Raw genomic sequence first — 17920 nt, 5'->3', positions numbered from 1 at the left:
CAGAGCGCATGAACAAGATCGAGCCTACCGTCGCGAACCCGTCGCCCGCTCCCGAGGCGATCATTCCGCCCGCCCCGACCATGGCCGAGACCGCCGCGGCCCGCGCCGCCGAGATCAAGGCTGCCGAGCCGGTCGTCGCCGGCGATCCGCGCAAGCTCGACCAGCTCTCGCGCATCGAGGAGAAGGCGGCCCGCATCGAAGAGAAGTTCGCCCGCTACGAGGCCGTGCTGACGCGCGCCGAAGCCTCGCTCGAGCGCAGCGCCCAGAAGGTCGATCTCGCCGCCGGGACCATGGACTTCGCCGGGCTGCGCGAGGAGCTTTCCGCGCTCCGCCAGCGCGTCAACGCGACACCGCGTTTCGGCGCGCTGCTCCTGACCGGCATCGTGACCGCGATCCTGACGGTGATCCTCACCGTGATTGTGCTGAAGAACGGCTTGCCCGGTATCCTGCCGCCGAGCCTGCCGCGCTGACGCTGCCCACGCCCCGACCATCAGAAGAGATCGCGATGCCCGCTTTCCGTACCCTCGACGACGCCGACCTTGCCGGAAAGCGCGTTCTCGTCCGCGTCGATCTCAATGTGCCGATGGAAGACGGCAAGGTCACCGACGCGACAAGGATCGAGCGGGTGCTGCCGACCGTTCGCGAAATCTCCGAGAAGGGCGGCAAGGTCGTCCTGCTGGCGCATTTCGGCCGGCCCAAGGGCCGCGACGACAAGAACAGCCTGCGGCAGGTCGTTCCGGCGTTCGCCCATGCGCTCGGCCAGCCGGTGATCTTCGTCGCAGATTGCATCGGCGAGGATGTCGCCAAGGCGGTCGCAGCGGCGAAGAACGGCGAGGTGCTGCTGCTCGAGAACACCCGCTTCCATGCCGGCGACGAAAAGAACGACCCGGATTTCGTCAAGGCGCTCGCCGCCAATGGCGACATCTATGTCAACGACGCCTTCTCCGCGGCGCACCGGGCGCATGCCTCGACCGAGGGGCTGGCGCATGTGCTGCCGGCCTATGCCGGCCGCACCATGCAGGCCGAGCTCGAGGCGCTCTCGGCCGGCCTCGACAGCCCGGCGCGGCCGGTGATGGCGATCGTCGGCGGCGCCAAGGTCTCGACCAAGCTCGAACTGCTCGGCAATCTCGTCAAGAAGGTCGATGTGCTCGTCATCGGTGGCGGCATGGCCAACACCTTCCTGGCGGCGCGCGGCGTCAATGTCGGCAAGTCGCTCTGCGAGCATGATCTCGTCGGCACCGCCCGCGAGATCGAGGCGAAGGCCAAGACCGCCGGCTGCGAGATCCTGCTGCCGGTCGATGCGCTGGTGGCGCGCGAGTTCAAGGCCAATCCCGGGCACCGTGTCGTCTCGATCGGCGAGGTCGCCGATGACGAGATGATCCTCGATGCCGGGCCGCTCAGCGTCGCCGAGGTCGTGCTCAAGCTCGACAAGGTCAAGACCGTGGTCTGGAATGGTCCGTTCGGCGCCTTCGAACTGCCGCCCTTCGACACCGCGACGGTGACGGTCGCCAAGGCGGTGGCGGAACGCGCCCGGACGAGCCGGCTGGTCGCGGTCGCAGGCGGCGGCGATACCGTCGCGGCGATGAACCATGCCGGTGTCGCCGACGAGCTGACCTATGTCTCGACCGCGGGCGGCGCCTTCCTCGAATGGATGGAAGGCAAGGCACTCCCCGGTGTCGAGGCGCTGCGGCAGGGCTGACCGGCGGCCGCAGCCTGTGGTTGCATGTGGCGATGTTTATGCTATGTTCTCGCGCATGAGCGAGAACGTACAGACGGCCATGTACGAGATCCTGAAGAAGATTCAGGCGCAGCTTGCCGATCACGACAAGCGGTTCGACGCAGTCGAGAAGCGCTTTGACGAATTGGGCGAACTCGTCCGCAAGCAGCGGCGCGACACGGCTGGCCTCCTCGTCATGGCCAAAGCCGTGACTGGCGACTTCGCCGAGCAGGTCGCGGCTATCGAGGAGCGCGTCGCGGCACTCGAAGCGCGCGGTCGCTGACCGCGTTCACGCTGTCGGCGCCTTTCGCTTTGCGTCCGCCACAGTTCGATTCTAAACCCCTTCAGATAAGTCAGAATCCACCCGGAGGACCGCTGTGGCCCGTATTACGCTTCGCCAATTGCTCGACCATGCCGCCGAGAACGACTACGGCGTGCCCGCCTTCAACATCAACAACATGGAGCAGGCGCTGGCGATCATGGCGGCTGCCGACGCCACAGATGCGCCAGTTATCATCCAGGCCTCGCGCGGCGCCCGTTCCTACGCCAACGACATCATGCTCAAGCACATGATGGACGCCGTCACCGAGATCTATCCGCATATCCCGGTCTGCGTGCATCTCGACCACGGCAACGAGCCGGCGACCTGCATGACCGCGATCCAGGCCGGCTTCACCTCGGTGATGATGGACGGCTCGCTCAAGGCCGACGGCAAGACCCCGGGCGACTGGGACTACAATGTCGGCGTCACCAAGACCGTCACCGACATGGCCCATCTCGGCGGCATTTCGGTCGAGGGTGAGCTCGGCGTGCTCGGCTCGCTCGAGTCCGGCGAAGGCGAGAAGGAGGACGGCCATGGCTTCGAGGGCAAGCTCAGCCACGACCAGCTCCTGACCAACCCCGACGAGGCGGTGAAGTTCGTCGCCGAGACCAAGGTCGATGCGCTCGCCATCGCCATGGGCACCTCGCATGGCGCCTACAAGTTCACGCGCAAGCCCGACGGCGCGATCCTCGCGATGCATGTCATCGAGGCGATCCACAAGCTGCTGCCGAACACCCATCTCGTCATGCACGGCTCGTCCTCGGTCCCGCAGGACCTGCAGGACGTCATCAACCAGTACGGCGGCAAGATGCCCCAGACCTGGGGCGTGCCGGTCGAGGAGATCCAGCGCGGCATCAAGCATGGCGTGCGCAAGATCAACATCGACACCGACAACCGGATGGCGATGACCGGCCAGATCCGCAAGATCCTGTCCGAGAACCCCGGCGAGTTCGATCCGCGCAAATATCTCAAGCCGGCCATGGAGGCGATGACCAAGCTCTGCAAGCAGCGCCTGGAAGAGTTCAACACCGCCGGCCAGGCTTCGAAGATCAAGCGCGTCATCACCCTGGCCGACATGGCCAAGCGCTACGCCAAGGGTGAGCTCGACCCGACCTTCGGCGCCAAGAAGGCGGCCTGATCACACGCCTAGCGCATCCGTCATGGTCGGGCTTGTCCCGACCATCCACACCTTCGCGTCACTGATCGAGCGTGGTGTTCAAGACGTGGATGCTCGCCACAAGGGCGAGCATGACGGCGGAGCCACATGGCAGCCTACCAGCAAAACGCCCGGCACTTGGCCGGGCGTTTCATTTTCAGGAGATGATCGGGTCAAGCCCGACCATGCCCCGTTCACATGCCGATCTTGCCGCCGCCCTTGCGGGTGATCGCCACCACTGAAGGGCGCACCGGCATGTCGGGCCTGAAGTCGGGCCAGCGGGTCGAGAGGTCCTCATAATAGGAGCGGCGGCCGAATTCCGGCCAGTCCGGGCCGTCGTCGCCGGGGTGCTGGACCGCGACGAAGGCGGTGGTGTCGTCGGGCGTGAAGCAGGGGCCGCAGAGCTCGGCGCCGTGCGGCACGCGATAGAACAGCTTCGAGGTCCGGCGCGCCGCGCCTTCGGTGTCGACCGCCCAGAGCCCGTCGGTACGGCCGGTCTCCTTGGGTCCGTTGCCGTCGGTCGCGACCCAGAGGCGCCCGGCGGAATCGACCACGGCATTGTCGGGCATGCCGAACCAGCCATTCTTGCTGGTCTCGGTCGAGAAGCTCGCCCCGACCGCGGCGACCGACGGATCGCCACAGGTCAACAGGATCTCCCATTTGCCCCTGGTCGCGGTGAAATCGCCGTCATCCTCGATGATCTCGATGATGTGGCCGAAAGCGTTCCTGGCGCGCGGATTGGCGGCGTCGACCTGATCGTCCTTGCGGCGCGTATTGTTGGTCAGCATCACATAGACACGGCCATTGACGCCGTTGGGGGTGATGTCTTCCGGACGGTCCATCTTGGTGGCGCCGAGCAGATCGCCGGCGCGGCGGGCCTCGATCAGCACATCGGCCTGGCCAGAGAAGCCGTTGGCGGCGGTGAGCGGCCCCTCTCCGAAGACGAGCGGCAGCCACTGGATCGTGCCGTCCGCCGCGAATTTCGCGACATGGAGCGTGCCGGAATCGAGGAGATCCATGTTGGCGGCGCGATTATTCGGATCGAAGCGGCCGGCCGTGACGAATTTGTAGACATAGTCGAAGCGCTCATCGTCGCCGAGATAGACGACGACGCGGCCATCCTTCGCGACGATGTTGTCGGCGCCCTCATGCTTGAAGCGGCCGAGCGCGGTGCGCTTCTTCGGTACCGAATGCGGATCGAAGGGGTCGACCTCGATCACCCAGCCGAAGCGGTTGGCCTCGTTGGGCTCGCTGGCGAGGTCGAAGCGCTCCTCGAAACGGCCCCAGGCATAGGGCGAGGAGGGGATGGCGAGACGCTTGTAATTGGCCTCCTCGCGATGGCCTTCCGGCAGCTCGCCGGAGAAATAGCCGTGGAAATTCTCCTCGCCGGAAACGAAGGTGCCCCAGGGCGTCATCGCGCCCGAGCAGTTGTTCAGCGTGCCGAAGACCTTGCGGCCGGTGGCATCGGCCTTGGTCCTGACGCGCTCGGCCCCGGCGACGGGGCCGGACAGCTGCATCTCGGTGGCGGCGGTGAGGCGGCGGTTCAGGTTTGAATCCTGGACCAGCGCCCATTTGCCGTCGGTCCGGCGGATCTCCGCGAGCGTCGCGCCGTGGGCCATCGCCTCGATGGCGTAGCGCTCCGGGGTCGCGTTCTTCATCACCGGCTTGCCGTCCTTGATCTCGACGACGCCCGGGAACATCAGATGCGGGTTGGTGTATTCGTGATTGACGAAGAGCACGCCATGGCCGGACGGGTCGGCGGCGCCCGGCAGAGGCAGATAGCCGACGAAGTCGTTGTTGTAGCCGAACTGTCTGGCCTGGGCCTGCGGCGTCTGCCTCGCCGGATCGAAGGCCGGCGCGTCCGGGAAGAGCGGGTCGCCCCAGCGCAGCAGGACATCGGCATCATAGCCTTCGGCGACATGATGATCGGCATCGACACCGGCTTCGACCTCCTTGAAGGCGAAGGCCGAGCCCTCGGCGCCGCGCGCTTCGGCGCGCTCGGCGGTCGCCAGGGCGGCGGTGCCGACCGTCGCGGAGATCGCCGAGACGGCGAGCGCGCCCTTGAGCAGGCCGCGCCGCGAGAAGCGCTGGCCGATCAGCTCACCCATGGTCGGATTGTCGGTGGGGCTCTGCGGGGCGGCGTCCTCATGCTCGAGCAGGCTCGCGCCGAAGGTCGATTCATAATGGGGATCGTCGCTCATCACCGTCTCTCCATGGCCTGCCTCGGCCCGGTCGAACCTAGCCGTTCGGCTTGACGGGGCCGTGACAGCGCCGCGACGGCCGACGCCGTTCAGGCCGCGCGATTGCGATGGGACAGGTTCTCGAAGGCTTCGGCAAGCAGCCCGGCGTGGTGGGAAAGGGATTGCGCCACGCCGAGCACGTCGCCGACGCTGGCACCGGCGATCTGGGCCGCCTCGTTGACCGAGCCGATGGTCTGGGCGACCTCCTGGGTGCCCTGTGCGGCGAAGTTGACGCTGCGGGCGATCTCCTCGGTCGCGGCGCGCTGCTGCTCGATCGTGCCCGCGATGTTCAGCGTCGTCTGGTCCATGCCCGAGACGAAGCCGGTAATGCTCTCGATGGCGAGAATCGCCTCGCGGCTGCGAGCCTGCATGGTCGGGACCTGTGCGGCGATCTCGTCGGTCGCCTTGCCGGTGCGCTCGGAGAGCTGCTTGACCTCCTGGGCGACGACGGCGAAGCCGCGTCCGGCCTCGCCGGCACGGGCTGCCTCGATCGTCGCATTGAGCGCCAGCATCGAGGTCTGGCTGGCGATGGTCCTGATCAGGTCTACGACCGAGCCGATCGTTTCGGCGGATTGCGCCAGACTCTTGACGATGACCTCGGTGGTCCGCGCCGCGGCGCTGGCGTCGTGGGTCTTGGTCGTGGCGCCGGTGATCTCGGCGGAGATGTGGCTCAGCGAGATCGACAGCTCCTCCGTCGCATTGGCGACGTTGCGGACATTCTCGGACGCCGCGTCGGAGGCGCTGGCTGCCGCCAGCGCCTGGAAGCTGGTTTCCTGGACGGTGTCGCTCATGGTGCGCGCCAATGTCTCGATCACCCGGGCGCTGCCGCCGACCGAGGCGACGACGTCGCGAACGGTGACCTCGAAGGCCGCGATTTCGGCCTGGCTGCGCTCGCGGCTATGCTTTTGGACGAGGGTATAGGTCTCGAGCAGCAGTTCGAGGTCGAGCTGCACGGCCTTCTGCAAGGCGGCGCGCAGGGCTATGCGCCGGTTGAGCTCGCGGCGCTGCCAGAAGCGCAGCTGTCCCAGGCCAACGCGCAACAGGCCGAGCTCGGCCCCGATCGCATTGCCGACGATGGCATGGCAGATGGCGACGCCGTGGACGGGCACGCCATGAGCATGGAAGGCACTGGCCAGCGCATGCGCCGATTTCAGGAAGCCGTCGTCGATCTCGCCCGAGACCAGCCTGATCCAGTGCGCGAGGCGCAGCGCGTGGACCTCCGGTTCCTGCATGGCCCGCAGGATCTCGGGCCAGGCCTCGAAGCTGGCGTGAAGTTCCTCCAGCAGGCCGGGAAGGCGGGTCTGGGCGAAGTCGCGCTGCCGCTTCAGCAAGGCGAGGTCATAGGCGTCGATGCGAAAGGTGCGCAAGCGGGAGTCGTGTTCGATGATGGCGTCGCTCATGCGCAACTTCTGATCGCCTGGGACATGGAGAAAGGTGCTCCTGGCGACTTTGCGAAGAGTTCGAAAACAAAGGCTTAAGCGCGAGCCGCCGTTGCGTTATCCCGAACCCGGCGCCCTGTGCGCTTGCTTCCGGCCGACGCCACTGACTATAACGCGCGCCTGCGCGCGCCCGCGGGCAGGCACAGCGATCAGAGCGGAGGCGACCAAGCCATGGCCGGGCATTCCCAGTTCAAGAACATCATGCACCGCAAGGGCAAGCAGGACGCGGTGCGTTCCAAGCTGTTCTCGAAGCTGGCCCGTGAAATCACCGTCGCCGCCAAGATGGGCATGCCCGACCCGAACATGAATCCGCGCCTGCGCATGGCCGTGCTGGCCGCGCGTGCGGAGAACATGCCGAAGGACAATATCGAGCGCGCGATCAAGAAGGCGATCGGCGGCGAGGGCGAGAACTATGACGAGGTCCGCTACGAGGGCTACGGCCCGGGCGGTGCCGCCGTCATCGTCGAGGCGCTGACCGACAACCGCAACCGCACGGCCTCGGCGGTGCGCTCCTACTTCACCAAATCCGGCGGGGCGATGGGCGAGAGCAATTCGGTCTCGTTCATGTTCAACCGGGTCGGCGAGATCAGCTATCCCGCCGAAGCCGGGGATGCCGACAAGGTGATGGAGGCGGCGATCGAGGCCGGCGCCGACGATGTGATCAGCGACGAGAACGGTCACACCATCCTGTGCGCCTTCGATGCGCTGAACGATGTCAGCAAGGCGCTGGAGACGTCCCTTGGTGCGCCGGCCTCGGCCAAGCCGGTCTGGCGGCCGACCACGACCGCACCGCTCGACGAGGACAAGGCGGCGTCGATGATCCGCCTGATGGAAGCGCTCGACAATGACGACGACGTCCAGAACGTCTTCGCCAATTTCGAGATCGCCGACGAGGTGATGGCCAAGCTCAGCGGCTGAGGCCGACAGATGGATCGCATCTTGGTCGGGCTCGTCCCGACCATCCGCATCTTCCGCTGGGACGGGCGGTGGCCAAGGCCTGGGTGCTCGCCACAAGGGCGAGCCTGACGGCTGTGGCGCATCAGCGCCCGAGCAGCGCATCCCAGAGCGGCAGGCCGGCGATCGCGCTGAGGAAAATCGTCAGATAGGCGATGCGCCGGAAGGTCTGCTCGGAGGCGAGCCTGAAGGCGTGCGTGCCGATCCAGAGGCCGGCGCCATAGATCAGGAAGAGCGGCAGCGCCATCGTCAGGGCCGCGACGCCGAGAATGCCCTTGATCCAGAGGATGGTGCCGCTGACGATGGTGCCCAGGCCGAAATAGGTCTGCATGTTGGCACGCGTCTTGTGACGGTCGTTGCGCTGGGCACCGAGCCAGAAGACGGCGAGCGGCATGCCGCCGATACTGGCGAGACCGTTGCAGAGCCCGGACAGGGCGCCGACGCCGAGCGAAAGCGGGATGCCCGGCTGGCCGTGATAGCGCCAGCCGGAGGCGAGCAGTGCCACCGTGGCGAGCACGAGCGAGGACAGCAGCCAGCGCATCGTCGTCTGGTCGAGCCAGACCAGCAGGGTGAGGCCGATCGGCAGGGTCAGGGTCGCGGCGATCAGCAGCGGAACGACCTCGCGCCATTCGGCTCTTTTGGCTGAGCGCGCCGCCAGCGGCAGCGCGAAGGGCACGTCGATCACCCAGATCAGGCCGAGCGCCGCGACCGGGCCGAGCACGACCGAGGCGAGCGGCATGAAGACCATGGCGAAGCCGAAGCCGGTAAAGCCGCGCACCAGCCCGCCGAGAAAGGTGGCGAAGAGCAGTGTGGCGATGCCCGAGGCGGTGAGGCCGGGGAAGAAGGGGGCGATGAGTTCGAGCATGGCCTTGGGCGGGGTGACTGAACTCTCAACTCGCCCCAAGCGGCCATGCGATCAACCCCTGTTGCCGTGATGACGGCGATGACCGTCAAGCATCGATCGGACGATGGGCGTTCGTGAAGGCCAGCCGCATGATCGCGGGAGGCTTCGCTCCGACGGAGAAGGCAAGCTGCCCGGAACGTGCTCTAAGCTGCCCTGATGAACGCGATTCGTATCCTCGGCATCGACCCCGGTCTGCGCAAGACCGGCTGGGGCGTCGTCCTCAGCGAGGGGACCAAGCTCGCCTTCATCGCCTGCGGCGTGGTCGAAAGCGAGCAGAAGGCCCCGCTGGCCGAACGGCTGCGGCAGTTGCATGACGGCATCGCCGGCGTGATCGCGGCGCATGCGCCGGGGGAGGTCGCGGTCGAGGAGACTTTCGTCAACCGCGACCCGCAATCGGCGCTGAAGCTCGGCCAGGCGCGCGGAGTTGCTTTGGTGGTGCCGGCGCTGGCGGGGCTCGAGGTCGCCGAATATGCGGCGAATCTGGTCAAGAAGACGGTGGTGGGCGTCGGCCATGCCGACAAGAAGCAGGTCCAGGCGATGATCCGCGTGCTGCTGCCCAAGGCCGAGACGAAGAGCGCCGACGCTGCCGACGCTCTGGCCGTGGCGATCTGCCATGCCCAGCATCGTGGCGCCCGGGCGATGCTGGCGAAGTATCAGGTCCGGTAGGCGTAGAGCTCGGCGTCCGGATCGCCCTTGCCGGTGAGCCCGGCCCGGACGATCTCGGCGCCGATGCGGCTATAGGTGATGCCGTTGCCGCCGAAGCCCATGACCGCCCAGCAATTCTTCAGCCCGGGCAGCTCGCCGATCGTCGGTAGCCCCGTGGCCGAGGCGCCGAAGGTGCCGGCCCAGGCGAAATCGGCCCGTATGTCGAGTTCCGGGAAGAGCCCGGCGAGCTTCCTCTGCAAGGTCTTGGTCTTGGCCGCGATCAGCCGGTCGCGCGCCTCTTCGTCGACGAAATCCTCGTCCTCGCCGCCGCAGATCACCCGGCCATCGGGCGTGGTGCGCAGATAGAGATAGGGCTCGGACGCCTCCCAGACGAAACAGCGCTCCGGCCAGAGGCGGCGCGGCTGCGCGGGGGTGGCGATCGCCCAGGTCGAGATCGCCTGATGTCCCTTCGGCTCCAGCCCGAGCGGGATCTCGTAGCCGGTGCAGAACACGACATGGCGGCAGCTAATATGCGTGCTGGCCTTGGTCCGCAGAACGACCGAGCGCGGTCTCGCGTCGATGTCGACGATCTCGACCGGGCTGGCGAGCCGCGCACCGCGGCCGATCGCGGTGCGCAGGAAACCGGCGGCGAGTGCGCGCGGATCGACCTCGACATTGTCGTAGCCGAGCAGGGCGGCCCGGTGTGCGATGCCGAAACGCTCCTCGACCGCGGCTGTGCCGAGGAAAGCGGTCTCGAACCCGGCGCGGCGGCGGGCCTCGCCCTCGTGCGACAGGGCCTCGGCATCGAGCAGATCGCCGGCGAGATAGAGGGAGTCGCGCCGCCGCGTCGGTGCCAGCGACAGAGCTCGGATGCGGGCGCAAAGCCCGTCCAGGGCCAGCCGAGAGCGCCGCCAGGCCCGGATCGCCGCTTCCTCGCCGATCTGGAGCGAGAGCTTGGTCAGGGGCTGGTCGATCTCGTACTGGAGGAGGGCGGTGCTGGCGACGGTCGAGCCGCGCACGGGGCCGCGCCGGTCGACGATCAGCACGTCCAGCCCGACCTCGCTGAGCGCGTCGGCGACCATGGCGCCCGAAATGCCGGCGCCGATGACGACGACATCGGCACGCGCATCAGCCAGAAGTTTCCAGCCCGGCACGGACGGCGCCCGCTTCTCCTGCCAGACCGAGCGGCCGGTCCGCAGGTCTCTCTTTCTCGTCAGCACGCGGTGCCCCCCATTTCCAGCGGAGAACGCATGATCGCCGCGAATGATCCGCGCTGGCCGAAAGGGGCGATCATGCTAACAGGTTGGCATGATCGGAAAGCTAAAGGGCCTCATCGATTCGTATGGGGAGGACTTCGTCATCGTCGACGTTCAGGGCGTCGGCTATGTCGTGCAGTGCTCGTCGCGGACCCTGCAGCGCCTGCCCAAGACGGGCGAGGCTGCGGCCCTGTCGATCGAGACCCATGTCCGCGAGGATGCGATCCGGCTCTACGGCTTCCTGTCGGATACCGAGCGCGACTGGTTCCGGCTGATGCAGACGGTCCAGGGCGTCGGCGCCAAGGTCGCGCTCGCGATCCTCTCGACGCTGGAGCCCGGCGTGCTGGCGACGGCGATCGCGACCGGCGACAAGGCGGCGGTGGCGCGCGCGCCCGGCGTCGGGCCGAAGCTGGCGCAGAGGATCTGCGCCGAGCTCAAGGACAAGGCGCCGTCCTTCGGGCATATCGATGCCGGCGTTGCCGAGCTTGCTGGTGCGCTCGACGACAAGCGCCTGCCGCAGCCGATCGCCGATGCCGTCTCGGCCCTGGTCAATCTCGGCTATCCTCAGGCGCAGGCGGTGGCGGCGGTCGCAGCTGCGTCCCGCGCCGCAGGAGAGGGAGCCGGGACGGCCCAGCTGATCCGCCTCGGCCTGAAGGAGCTGGCGAAATGAGCCACGCGCCGGAGCTGGTCCGCGAGGTCGAGGACAAGAGCGCCTTCCTCGCGCTGATGATGCGGTATTGGGGCTCGCATCGCATGATGATCGGCCTGAAGACCTATGATTGCGCCGAGATCCCGCTGCTCGGCCTGTTCTCTGCCGCCGGCGAACCTTTGGCGCTGGCGAGCTGGTCACCCGATGGCGACACGGCCGTGCTCTGCGCGCTGCATGCGCTGAAGCCTGGCGAGGGTGCGGCGGAGCGACTGCTCGAGGCGGTCAAGACCGCGGCGAAGGCGCGCGGCGCCGTCAGGCTGCGGGCCATGCTGACCAATGACAACATGCCGGGCCTGGCCTTCTACCAGAAGCTCGGCTTTCGCTTCTCGGGGCTCTATGTCGAGGCGATCGACGCCTATCGCTCGGTGATCCCGACGATCATCAAGACCGGCTATCAGGACATTCCCGTGCGCGACGCGCTCGAACTGGAGATCGCGCTGTGAGCGAGCCGCGCCGATTGGTGACGCCCGAGCGCCGCGAGGACGACAGCGAGAACTCGCTGCGGCCGCTTTCGCTCGCCGATTTCACCGGCCAGGCGGCGGCGCGGGCGAACCTCCAGGTCTTCATCAATGCGGCGCGGGCGCGCGGCGACGCACTCGACCATGTCCTGTTCGTCGGGCCGCCTGGCCTCGGCAAGACGACATTGGCGCAGATCGTGGCGCGCGAGCTCGGGGTGAATTTCCGCTCGACCTCGGGGCCGGTGATCGCCAAGGCCGGCGACCTTGCGGCGCAATTGACCAATCTCGAAGAGCGCGACGTGCTCTTCATCGACGAGATCCACCGGCTCAACCCGGCGGTCGAGGAAATCCTCTATCCGGCGATGGAGGACTACCAGCTCGACCTGATCATCGGCGAGGGGCCGGCCGCGCGCTCGGTCAAGATTGACCTGCCGAAGTTCACTTTGGTCGGCGCGACGACGCGGGCGGGGTTGCTGACGACGCCGCTGCGCGACCGCTTCGGCATTCCGGTGCGTCTGCAGTTCTACACGGTCGAGGAATTGCAGGGTATCGTCGCGCGGGGCGCGCGGGTGCTCGGCGTGCCGATGTCGGATGACGGCGCCAACGAAATCGCGCGCCGGTCCCGCGGGACGCCGCGCATTGCAGGGCGCCTGCTGAGGCGCGTGCGCGACTTCGCCATCGTCGATGGCGACGCCATCGTCACCCGCAAGGTCGCCGACAAGGCGCTCGGCCTGCTCGAGGTCGACGGCATCGGTCTCGACCTGATGGACCGGCGCTATCTGACCATGGTCGCGGTGAATTTCGGCGGCGGTCCGGTCGGCATCGAGACCATCGCTGCGGCGCTCTCCGAGCCGCGCGACGCGATCGAGGAGATCATCGAGCCCTTCCTGCTGCAGCAGGGCTTCCTGCAGCGTACGCCGCGCGGGCGCCTTCTGACCGCGCATGCCTTCCGGCATCTCGGCATGGCCGAACCCAACCGCGAGACGGCACAGTTCGGCTTGTTCGGCGACGACGAGGACGCCTGACCGGGGCCTAACGGCGCGCGAATTTCGCGCGCTGCATGGCCGGCAGCTGGCCGGCATCCTCGAGCGCGCCGGAAGGCGCCTTCCCAGCATTCTCGATCGGCTGCATGCCTTCGCCGGCGTTGCGGCTGTCGGAAGGTGTCGGCCCGGTTTCGGCCTTGCGCTTCTGATCGAGCGCCTTGCGGGCCCTGGCCTGCTGGGCTGCATCTCGCAGCTTCGACATCGGCATGTCTCCTCGTGTCCTGCGAGGATAACCCCGGGGTCCCGGTCGGGTTCCGCGCCGGCATGCACTTGACAGGATGATCCGGAAACTGCTCGGCACGGTGGGCACGTCACCCAGCAAAGGACCAAGCCAGCTCGCGATGACCGATTTGCAGCCCAGGTCCGCCGACCATAAGTCCGCCGGCCACCGGATCTCCGTCCGCGTCTATTACGAGGACACGGACTTCTCCGGCGTCGTCTATCACGCCTCCTATCTGCGCTTCATGGAGCGCGGCCGCACCGAGCTGATCCGTGCGCTCGGGATCGAGCAGCGCGAATTGTTCGACGGGGATGCGGCGCTCGGCTTCGCGGTGCGGCGCATGACGATCGATTTCGTCCGGCCGGCGGTGATGGACGACCTCCTGACGGTCGAGACGGTGCCGACCCTGGCGCGCGGCGCCACCATGGAGCTCGACCAGCGCGTCCTGCGCGGCGAGGAGGTGCTGATCACCGCGCAGGTCAAGGTCGCCTGCGTCGGTGGCGGCAAGGCGCGACGCATCCCCGACGTGCTGCGGCAGAGGCTTGGGCTGGAGATCGTCTGACCGGGCCTGCACGGGTTGGCATCGACGCTCGCCGGTCACCATGTTAGGGCCGCTAACATGAGCTGGAAACGCAACGAGCCCGAGCAGCCGCGCGGCTACCATCACGGCAATCTCAAGGAGGCGCTGGTGCGCGCCGCGCTCGGCCTGATCGGCGAGAAGGGGCCGAACGGCTTCACCTTCGCCGAAGCCGCCCGGATGGCCGGTGTCAGCCCGGCTGCGCCCTATCGGCATTATCGCGACCGCGACGAGTTGCTGGCGGATGTCGCGGCGCGCGGCTTCGCCGCCTTCGAGGACGCCTTGGCGAAAGCCTGGGACGAGGGCAGACCGGATGTCGAGGCTGCCTTCCACCGGCTCGGCCGCGCCTATCTCGCCTTCGCCCACGACCAGCCGGCCTTCTATTCGGCGATGTTCGAGGCGGGCGTGCCGCTCGACGCCAGCCCGGAACTGCGCAATGCGGCGGAGCGTGCCTTCCAGCAATTGCGGCAGGCGGCCGAGACGCTGATCGCGGCCTTGCCGCCGGGCAAGCGGCCGCCGGCACTGATGATGGCGCTGCATATCTGGGCGATGTCGCACGGTGTCGCAGCCCTGTTCGGACGCGCCGATGGCGGCCGGCGCCCACTGCCGATGTCGGCTTCCGACCTGCTCGAGGCGGGCATGCTGATCTATCTCAAAGGGCTCGGCCTGCCGCCTGACAAGGCCGGCTGAGGCTCACCCGCACATCTTCAGATTATCGACGTCCCGAACGTAGCGAAGCGCAGATCCGGGAGCCATTCCGGGGTCTTCTTCAAAAAGGTTCCGGCATGGCTCCTTTATCGGCGCCGCCGACGCGGCTTGTCGGCAAACCGAGTTGATGGCGGGGGGGAGGGGCCTGCGCAAAAATTTGCGTCCCTCGTCTTGAAAGGCTTGGCAGTTGCGGCCAGATATGTGAATGTGATTTACATTCACACGATCGGCGCTCGCCGATCGGGGAGGTTGGCCGGCAGCGGCATCCGTCGCTGCCATTCAGTTTCGAGAGGGATCGATGCCGATCGTCGCCAAGCTTGATGAATACGGAAAGGGAGCCTGGCTCGCATTCGCTGTGCTCGGCTTCATCGTCTGGTGGCCGCTGGGTCTGGCGACCCTGGTCTTTCTGTTTGGGAGTGGACGCATGGGACATGGTTGCGGACAGGCGCGCTACGAGCACCGGATGAGCCGCCTGCAGGACAAGATGGAGCGCCTGCGCGACCGCATGGGTGGCGGGCAGGGCTGGGGCCGTTCCGGCTTCGGCGGCGGCTGGGGGCGCGGCCCGTCCAGCGGCAACCGCGCCTTCGACGAGTATCGCGAGGAGACGCTGCGTCGCCTTGAGGATGAGCAGCGCGAATTCCAGGACTTCCTCGGCCGGCTGCGCATGGCCAAGGACAAGGCCGAGTTCGACGAGTTCATGAGCGAGCGCCGCCGGGGCACGCCGGAGGCCGAGGCAGGCGCCAGCGCCTGATCAAGCCCGAGATCATCAGCAGTCATCGCGGCCCGCCTCGTCACCGAGGCGGGCCGTTTGCTTTTGCCGACTTACGAGTCGCTTCCGGTTTCTTGCGGCCGGCAGATGAGGAAGGTCGAGCGTCTGCGTCAGATTGGTGCCGCAGGCCTCGGCGAGGAGGCGGAAGGTGCCGCCGCCGCGTGCGGGAAACGCCGGCACCGATTCCGACGCACCGTCCTGATTCGCCGCCCGGCGCCAGCGCCATAACCCGATGTTAACCACGAGGATTGTTAAGGTTGACCGGGCCTTAATCCGAAACAAGGCCTTTGGCGCGCCGAATATCGTCGTTTGGCCCATCTTTCGCCGGATTCAGCGGCGATTGGTTCTGACGGCATATCCCCGGAGCGCAGATCGGGCGGCGGCGCGAACTTCGCGGCGCGTCTAGCAGGCTGTGCGGAGTCGGTCGGATTTCGCATCGGCCAGGCAGAAGGATGACAGGATGAACCCCGCCGCGGAGGTCGCGCAGGTCGCGCCGCAGATCGACATGTCGTTCTGGTCGCTGTTCTGGCACGCGCATTTCGTCGTCAAGATCGTGATGATCGGACTCTTGGCCGCGTCCGTCTGGTGCTGGTCGATCATCGTCGACAAGACCCTGCTCTACCGCCGCACCCGCCGCGACATGGATGCCTTCGAGGAGGTGTTCTGGTCCGGCCGCTCGCTCGAGGAACTCTATCGCGAACTCGCCAACCGGCCGGTCAGCGACATGGCCGCCGTCTTCGTCGCGGCGATGCGCGAATGGAAGCGCTCCTTCGAGAATGGCGGGCGTTCGGTCGCAAGCCTGTCGCAGCGCATCGATAAGGTGCTCGACGTCACCATCCAGCGCGAGGCCGAGCGGCTGGAATCGAAGCTGCTGGTGCTCTCCACCATCGCTTCGGCAGCTCCGTTCATCGGCCTGTTCGGCACGGTCTGGGGCATCATGAACTCCTTCACCGCGATCGCGGTCTCGAAGAATTCCTCTCTCGCCGTGGTGGCGCCCGGCATTGCCGAGGCGCTGTTCGCCACCGCGATCGGCCTGTTCGCCGCGATCCCCGCGCTGATGGCCTACAACAAGCTGCAGGCCGAGGTCGCCAAGGCGCAGAACCGGCTGGAAGCTTTCGCCGACGAGTTCTCCGCGATCCTGTCGCGGCAGATCGACGAACGGCTGGCGGCTTAAGGAGCGGCGCGGATGGGCATGTCAGCCGCAGCCGGCGCCAGGGCCGGAGGACGTCGCAGCCGCCGCCGGCGGCACGGCGCCATCGCCGAGATCAATATGACGCCGTTCATCGACGTCATGCTGGTGCTTCTGATCATCTTCATGGTCGCCGCGCCGCTGATCGCGACGGGCGTGCCGATCGACCTGCCGCAGACCGGCGCCAAGCCGATCAATGTCGACCAGAAGCCGATCACCATCGCCATCGACGACAAGGGCCAGATCTTCCTGCAGGACCAGCCGACGCTGGAGCCCGACCTCGTGCAGAAGCTGCAGGCGATCGCCAAGCAGGGCTTCGACGACCGGATCTATGTTCGTGGCCACAAGCAGGTTGACTATGGCCGCGTCGCCTCGGTGATGTCGACCATCACCAGCGCCGGCTTCAAGCGCGTGGCGCTGGTCACCGAGCCGAGCACGCACTGAGCGAGAGGATGCTGCCGCGTTGATGGTTTCGCGTTCCGAACCGGGCTTGGCGGTTTCCGCCCTGGGCCACGCGTCCTTCCTGGTCGCGGGGCTGCTGGCGTTTTCCTCGCCGAACCCGCTGCCGGAGCATATGGAGGCGATCGCCGTCGAGGTGATCGACCCGTCCGCGCTGAACCAGGTGACGCGCGGCGAGCGCCAGGCCGAGAAGGTCCAGGAGCAGCCGCAGCAGCGCGCCGAGCGCCAGTCCGAGGTGGTCGAGCGCAAGGAGGCCGGAGAGGCCAAGCACGACACGCCGGCGCCGCCCTCGCGGCCGCCCGAGCTCAAGGTCGCCGAGGAGAATGTCGCGGCGCCGCTTCCGCCCTCGCGGCCGACGCCGAAGCCGACCCCGCCGGCCGAGCCGGTGAAGCAGCCGCCGCAGAAGACCGAGCAGGCCGCGGCCCGCGAGGCCGAGCAGCGCCGCGAGGAGCTGGCGAAGTTGGCCGAGGAGGCCGAGCGCGAGAGCAAGGCCAAGCAGGCCGAGGAAGAGGCCAAGGCGGCCGCCAAGGCGAAGGCCGAAGCGGAGGCGCAGGCCAAGGCGGAGGCCGCCAAGCTCGCCAAGGCGAAGGCCGAAGCCGAAGCCAAGGCCAAGGCGGAAGCCGAGCAGAAGGCCAAGCTCGCGGCGGAAGCCAAGGCGAAGCGCGAAGCGGAAGCCAAGGCCAAGCGCGAGGCAGAACTCGCCAAGAATTTCAATCCGAACGACATCGCCAAGCTGCTGCAGTCGAAGGAGCAGGCGCAATCCTCGGGCTCGAGCGCGCCGCAGATCAACCGCACCGCTTCGCTCGGCACCCAGACCGGGACCTCGCAGAAGCTCTCGCCCTCGCTGAGGGCGCAGCTGATGGGCATCATCCAGGACCAGTTGCAGAAGTGCTGGAACGTGCCGATCGCGCTGCAGAGCTCGCAGAAGCCGGTGGTGCCCCAGGTCCGGATGAAGCTCAACACCGACGGCTCGCTGCTCGGCCAGGCGAGCGTGACCAATTCCTCGTCCGACCCGCTCTTCCGGGTCGCGGCGGATTCGGCTCTGACGGCGACGCGACGCTGTTCGCCGCTGCGTATTCCCGCTCAGTTTGCCGCGTATTATGACGATTGGCGTGATGTCGTCGTCAATTTCGACGCAAGGGACGTGCTGTGACC

At 67.3% G+C, this 17920-nt stretch carries 21 protein-coding genes; 15 read left to right on the top strand and 6 right to left on the bottom strand.

The features are described 5' to 3' along the window. Positions 1-8: 8 nt before the first annotated feature. The 4 genes from ACWGRX_RS07375 to fba all read left to right on the top strand — a co-directional run bounded on the left by ACWGRX_RS07375 (position 9) and on the right by fba (position 3177). On the top strand, positions 9-470 hold the full coding sequence (locus tag ACWGRX_RS07375) for a hypothetical protein (RefSeq protein WP_291641407.1): 462 nt from the start codon (positions 9-11) through the stop codon (positions 468-470). Positions 471-505: 35 nt separating this feature from the next. Then, positions 506-1699 (top strand): phosphoglycerate kinase, encoded by a 1194-nt coding sequence (locus ACWGRX_RS07370; RefSeq protein ID WP_452117006.1) that lies wholly within the window; start codon positions 506-508, stop codon positions 1697-1699. A gap of 55 nt (positions 1700-1754) precedes the next feature. Further along, positions 1755-2000 carry a hypothetical protein gene (locus tag ACWGRX_RS07365; protein ID WP_452117005.1) on the top strand — a complete coding sequence of 82 codons (246 nt, stop codon included), beginning with the start codon at positions 1755-1757 and terminating at the stop codon, positions 1998-2000. A 94-nt stretch (positions 2001-2094) separates the two neighbouring features. After that, positions 2095-3177 (top strand): class II fructose-bisphosphate aldolase, encoded by a 1083-nt coding sequence (fba, locus tag ACWGRX_RS07360; RefSeq protein WP_265055983.1) that lies wholly within the window; start codon positions 2095-2097, stop codon positions 3175-3177. A 212-nt stretch (positions 3178-3389) separates the two neighbouring features. Here the strand turns inward: fba and ACWGRX_RS07355 are convergent, their stop codons facing one another. Together ACWGRX_RS07355 and ACWGRX_RS07350 are read right to left on the bottom strand one after the other, a co-directional pair. Then, complete coding sequence (locus ACWGRX_RS07355) at positions 3390-5396, bottom strand: PhoX family protein (protein ID WP_452117004.1); 2007 nt, start codon at positions 5394-5396, stop codon at positions 3390-3392. 89 nt (positions 5397-5485) lie between these two features. Then, positions 5486-6835, bottom strand: a complete 1350-nt coding sequence (locus ACWGRX_RS07350) for a methyl-accepting chemotaxis protein (RefSeq protein WP_452117003.1) — start codon at positions 6833-6835, stop codon at positions 5486-5488. 210 nt (positions 6836-7045) lie between these two features. Here ACWGRX_RS07350 and ACWGRX_RS07345 point away from each other — a divergent pair, with 210 nt between their 5' ends. Beyond that, a complete protein-coding gene (locus ACWGRX_RS07345; protein WP_452117002.1) occupies positions 7046-7792 on the top strand; it encodes a YebC/PmpR family DNA-binding transcriptional regulator in 747 nt (248 codons plus the stop codon). Between the two features lie 121 nt (positions 7793-7913). On the opposite strand, the gene ACWGRX_RS07340 is transcribed toward ACWGRX_RS07345, so the two are convergent. Continuing rightward, complete coding sequence (locus ACWGRX_RS07340; protein WP_452117001.1) at positions 7914-8693, bottom strand: sulfite exporter TauE/SafE family protein; 780 nt, start codon at positions 8691-8693, stop codon at positions 7914-7916. A gap of 195 nt (positions 8694-8888) precedes the next feature. Between ACWGRX_RS07340 and ruvC the strand changes: the two genes are divergently transcribed. After that, positions 8889-9398: a crossover junction endodeoxyribonuclease RuvC gene (ruvC, locus tag ACWGRX_RS07335; protein ID WP_452117000.1), complete on the top strand. Its 510-nt coding sequence runs from the start codon at positions 8889-8891 to the stop codon at positions 9396-9398. On the opposite strand, the gene ACWGRX_RS07330 is transcribed toward ruvC, so the two are convergent. After that, entirely contained in the window at positions 9386-10597 is a 1212-nt protein-coding gene (locus tag ACWGRX_RS07330) for an NAD(P)/FAD-dependent oxidoreductase (RefSeq protein WP_452116999.1), read from the bottom strand. The genes ruvC and ACWGRX_RS07330 overlap by 13 nt on opposite strands. An 88-nt stretch (positions 10598-10685) precedes the next feature. Here ACWGRX_RS07330 and ruvA point away from each other — a divergent pair, with 88 nt between their 5' ends. The 3 genes from ruvA to ruvB are packed head-to-tail and all read left to right on the top strand — an operon-like array spanning position 10686 to position 12825. Continuing rightward, positions 10686-11303 (top strand): Holliday junction branch migration protein RuvA, encoded by a 618-nt coding sequence (gene ruvA, locus ACWGRX_RS07325; RefSeq protein ID WP_452116998.1) that lies wholly within the window; start codon positions 10686-10688, stop codon positions 11301-11303. Beyond that, complete coding sequence (locus tag ACWGRX_RS07320) at positions 11300-11785, top strand: GNAT family N-acetyltransferase (RefSeq protein WP_452116997.1); 486 nt, start codon at positions 11300-11302, stop codon at positions 11783-11785. The genes ruvA and ACWGRX_RS07320 overlap by 4 nt, the downstream gene beginning before the upstream one ends. Next, complete coding sequence (gene ruvB, locus ACWGRX_RS07315; protein WP_291641434.1) at positions 11782-12825, top strand: Holliday junction branch migration DNA helicase RuvB; 1044 nt, start codon at positions 11782-11784, stop codon at positions 12823-12825. The genes ACWGRX_RS07320 and ruvB overlap by 4 nt, the downstream gene beginning before the upstream one ends. A gap of 7 nt (positions 12826-12832) precedes the next feature. Here ruvB and ACWGRX_RS07310 read toward each other — a convergent pair whose 3' ends face one another. Further along, positions 12833-13045 carry a hypothetical protein gene (locus ACWGRX_RS07310; RefSeq protein WP_452116996.1) on the bottom strand — a complete coding sequence of 71 codons (213 nt, stop codon included), beginning with the start codon at positions 13043-13045 and terminating at the stop codon, positions 12833-12835. Positions 13046-13184: 139 nt separating this feature from the next. On the opposite strand from ACWGRX_RS07310, the gene ybgC reads away from it, so the two are divergent. The 3 genes from ybgC to ACWGRX_RS07295 all read left to right on the top strand — a co-directional run bounded on the left by ybgC (position 13185) and on the right by ACWGRX_RS07295 (position 15099). Continuing rightward, complete coding sequence (ybgC, locus tag ACWGRX_RS07305) at positions 13185-13625, top strand: tol-pal system-associated acyl-CoA thioesterase (protein WP_452116995.1); 441 nt, start codon at positions 13185-13187, stop codon at positions 13623-13625. A 57-nt stretch (positions 13626-13682) separates the two neighbouring features. Further along, complete coding sequence (locus tag ACWGRX_RS07300; protein ID WP_452116994.1) at positions 13683-14330, top strand: TetR/AcrR family transcriptional regulator; 648 nt, start codon at positions 13683-13685, stop codon at positions 14328-14330. A gap of 316 nt (positions 14331-14646) precedes the next feature. After that, the gene (locus ACWGRX_RS07295) at positions 14647-15099 is read left to right on the top strand and encodes a DUF2852 domain-containing protein (RefSeq protein ID WP_452116993.1); all 453 of its coding nucleotides are present in this window, start codon (positions 14647-14649) and stop codon (positions 15097-15099) included. 15 nt (positions 15100-15114) lie between these two features. Here the strand turns inward: ACWGRX_RS07295 and ACWGRX_RS07290 are convergent, their stop codons facing one another. Further along, positions 15115-15435: a hypothetical protein gene (locus tag ACWGRX_RS07290; protein ID WP_452116992.1), complete on the bottom strand. Its 321-nt coding sequence runs from the start codon at positions 15433-15435 to the stop codon at positions 15115-15117. A gap of 142 nt (positions 15436-15577) precedes the next feature. Here ACWGRX_RS07290 and tolQ point away from each other — a divergent pair, with 142 nt between their 5' ends. Genes tolQ through tolA form a run of 3 tightly spaced genes read left to right on the top strand, consistent with a single transcriptional unit; the run spans position 15578 to position 17918 of the window. Continuing rightward, positions 15578-16291: a protein TolQ gene (gene tolQ / locus ACWGRX_RS07285; RefSeq protein WP_291641444.1), complete on the top strand. Its 714-nt coding sequence runs from the start codon at positions 15578-15580 to the stop codon at positions 16289-16291. Between the two features lie 12 nt (positions 16292-16303). Then, a complete protein-coding gene (tolR, locus tag ACWGRX_RS07280) occupies positions 16304-16750 on the top strand; it encodes a protein TolR (protein WP_291641446.1) in 447 nt (148 codons plus the stop codon). A 46-nt stretch (positions 16751-16796) separates the two neighbouring features. Beyond that, entirely contained in the window at positions 16797-17918 is a 1122-nt protein-coding gene (gene tolA / locus ACWGRX_RS07275) for a cell envelope integrity protein TolA (RefSeq protein WP_452116991.1), read from the top strand. Positions 17919-17920: the final 2 nt, after the last annotated feature.

It is taken from the genome of Allobosea sp. NPDC055594 (genome assembly GCF_053618995.1).
Note: the sequence above shows the minus strand (reverse complement) of the source record. Positions and strands in the feature narration are given on the sequence as shown.

Coding starts and splice junctions, on each gene's coding strand:
- ACWGRX_RS07375 (WP_291641407.1), top strand. CDS start 9: ATGAACAAGATCGAGCCTACCGTCGCGAACCCGTCGCCCGCTCCCGAG.
- ACWGRX_RS07370 (WP_452117006.1), top strand. CDS start 506: ATGCCCGCTTTCCGTACCCTCGACGACGCCGACCTTGCCGGAAAGCGC.
- ACWGRX_RS07365 (WP_452117005.1), top strand. CDS start 1,755: ATGAGCGAGAACGTACAGACGGCCATGTACGAGATCCTGAAGAAGATT.
- ACWGRX_RS07355 (WP_452117004.1), bottom strand. CDS start 5,396: ATGAGCGACGATCCCCATTATGAATCGACCTTCGGCGCGAGCCTGCTC.
- ACWGRX_RS07350 (WP_452117003.1), bottom strand. CDS start 6,835: ATGAGCGACGCCATCATCGAACACGACTCCCGCTTGCGCACCTTTCGC.
- ACWGRX_RS07345 (WP_452117002.1), top strand. CDS start 7,046: ATGGCCGGGCATTCCCAGTTCAAGAACATCATGCACCGCAAGGGCAAG.
- ACWGRX_RS07340 (WP_452117001.1), bottom strand. CDS start 8,693: ATGCTCGAACTCATCGCCCCCTTCTTCCCCGGCCTCACCGCCTCGGGC.
- ruvC (WP_452117000.1), top strand. CDS start 8,889: ATGAACGCGATTCGTATCCTCGGCATCGACCCCGGTCTGCGCAAGACC.
- ruvA (WP_452116998.1), top strand. CDS start 10,686: ATGATCGGAAAGCTAAAGGGCCTCATCGATTCGTATGGGGAGGACTTC.
- ACWGRX_RS07320 (WP_452116997.1), top strand. CDS start 11,300: ATGAGCCACGCGCCGGAGCTGGTCCGCGAGGTCGAGGACAAGAGCGCC.
- ACWGRX_RS07310 (WP_452116996.1), bottom strand. CDS start 13,045: ATGTCGAAGCTGCGAGATGCAGCCCAGCAGGCCAGGGCCCGCAAGGCG.
- ybgC (WP_452116995.1), top strand. CDS start 13,185: ATGACCGATTTGCAGCCCAGGTCCGCCGACCATAAGTCCGCCGGCCAC.
- ACWGRX_RS07300 (WP_452116994.1), top strand. CDS start 13,683: ATGAGCTGGAAACGCAACGAGCCCGAGCAGCCGCGCGGCTACCATCAC.
- ACWGRX_RS07295 (WP_452116993.1), top strand. CDS start 14,647: ATGCCGATCGTCGCCAAGCTTGATGAATACGGAAAGGGAGCCTGGCTC.
- ACWGRX_RS07290 (WP_452116992.1), bottom strand. CDS start 15,435: ATGGGCCAAACGACGATATTCGGCGCGCCAAAGGCCTTGTTTCGGATT.
- tolQ (WP_291641444.1), top strand. CDS start 15,578: ATGAACCCCGCCGCGGAGGTCGCGCAGGTCGCGCCGCAGATCGACATG.
- tolR (WP_291641446.1), top strand. CDS start 16,304: ATGGGCATGTCAGCCGCAGCCGGCGCCAGGGCCGGAGGACGTCGCAGC.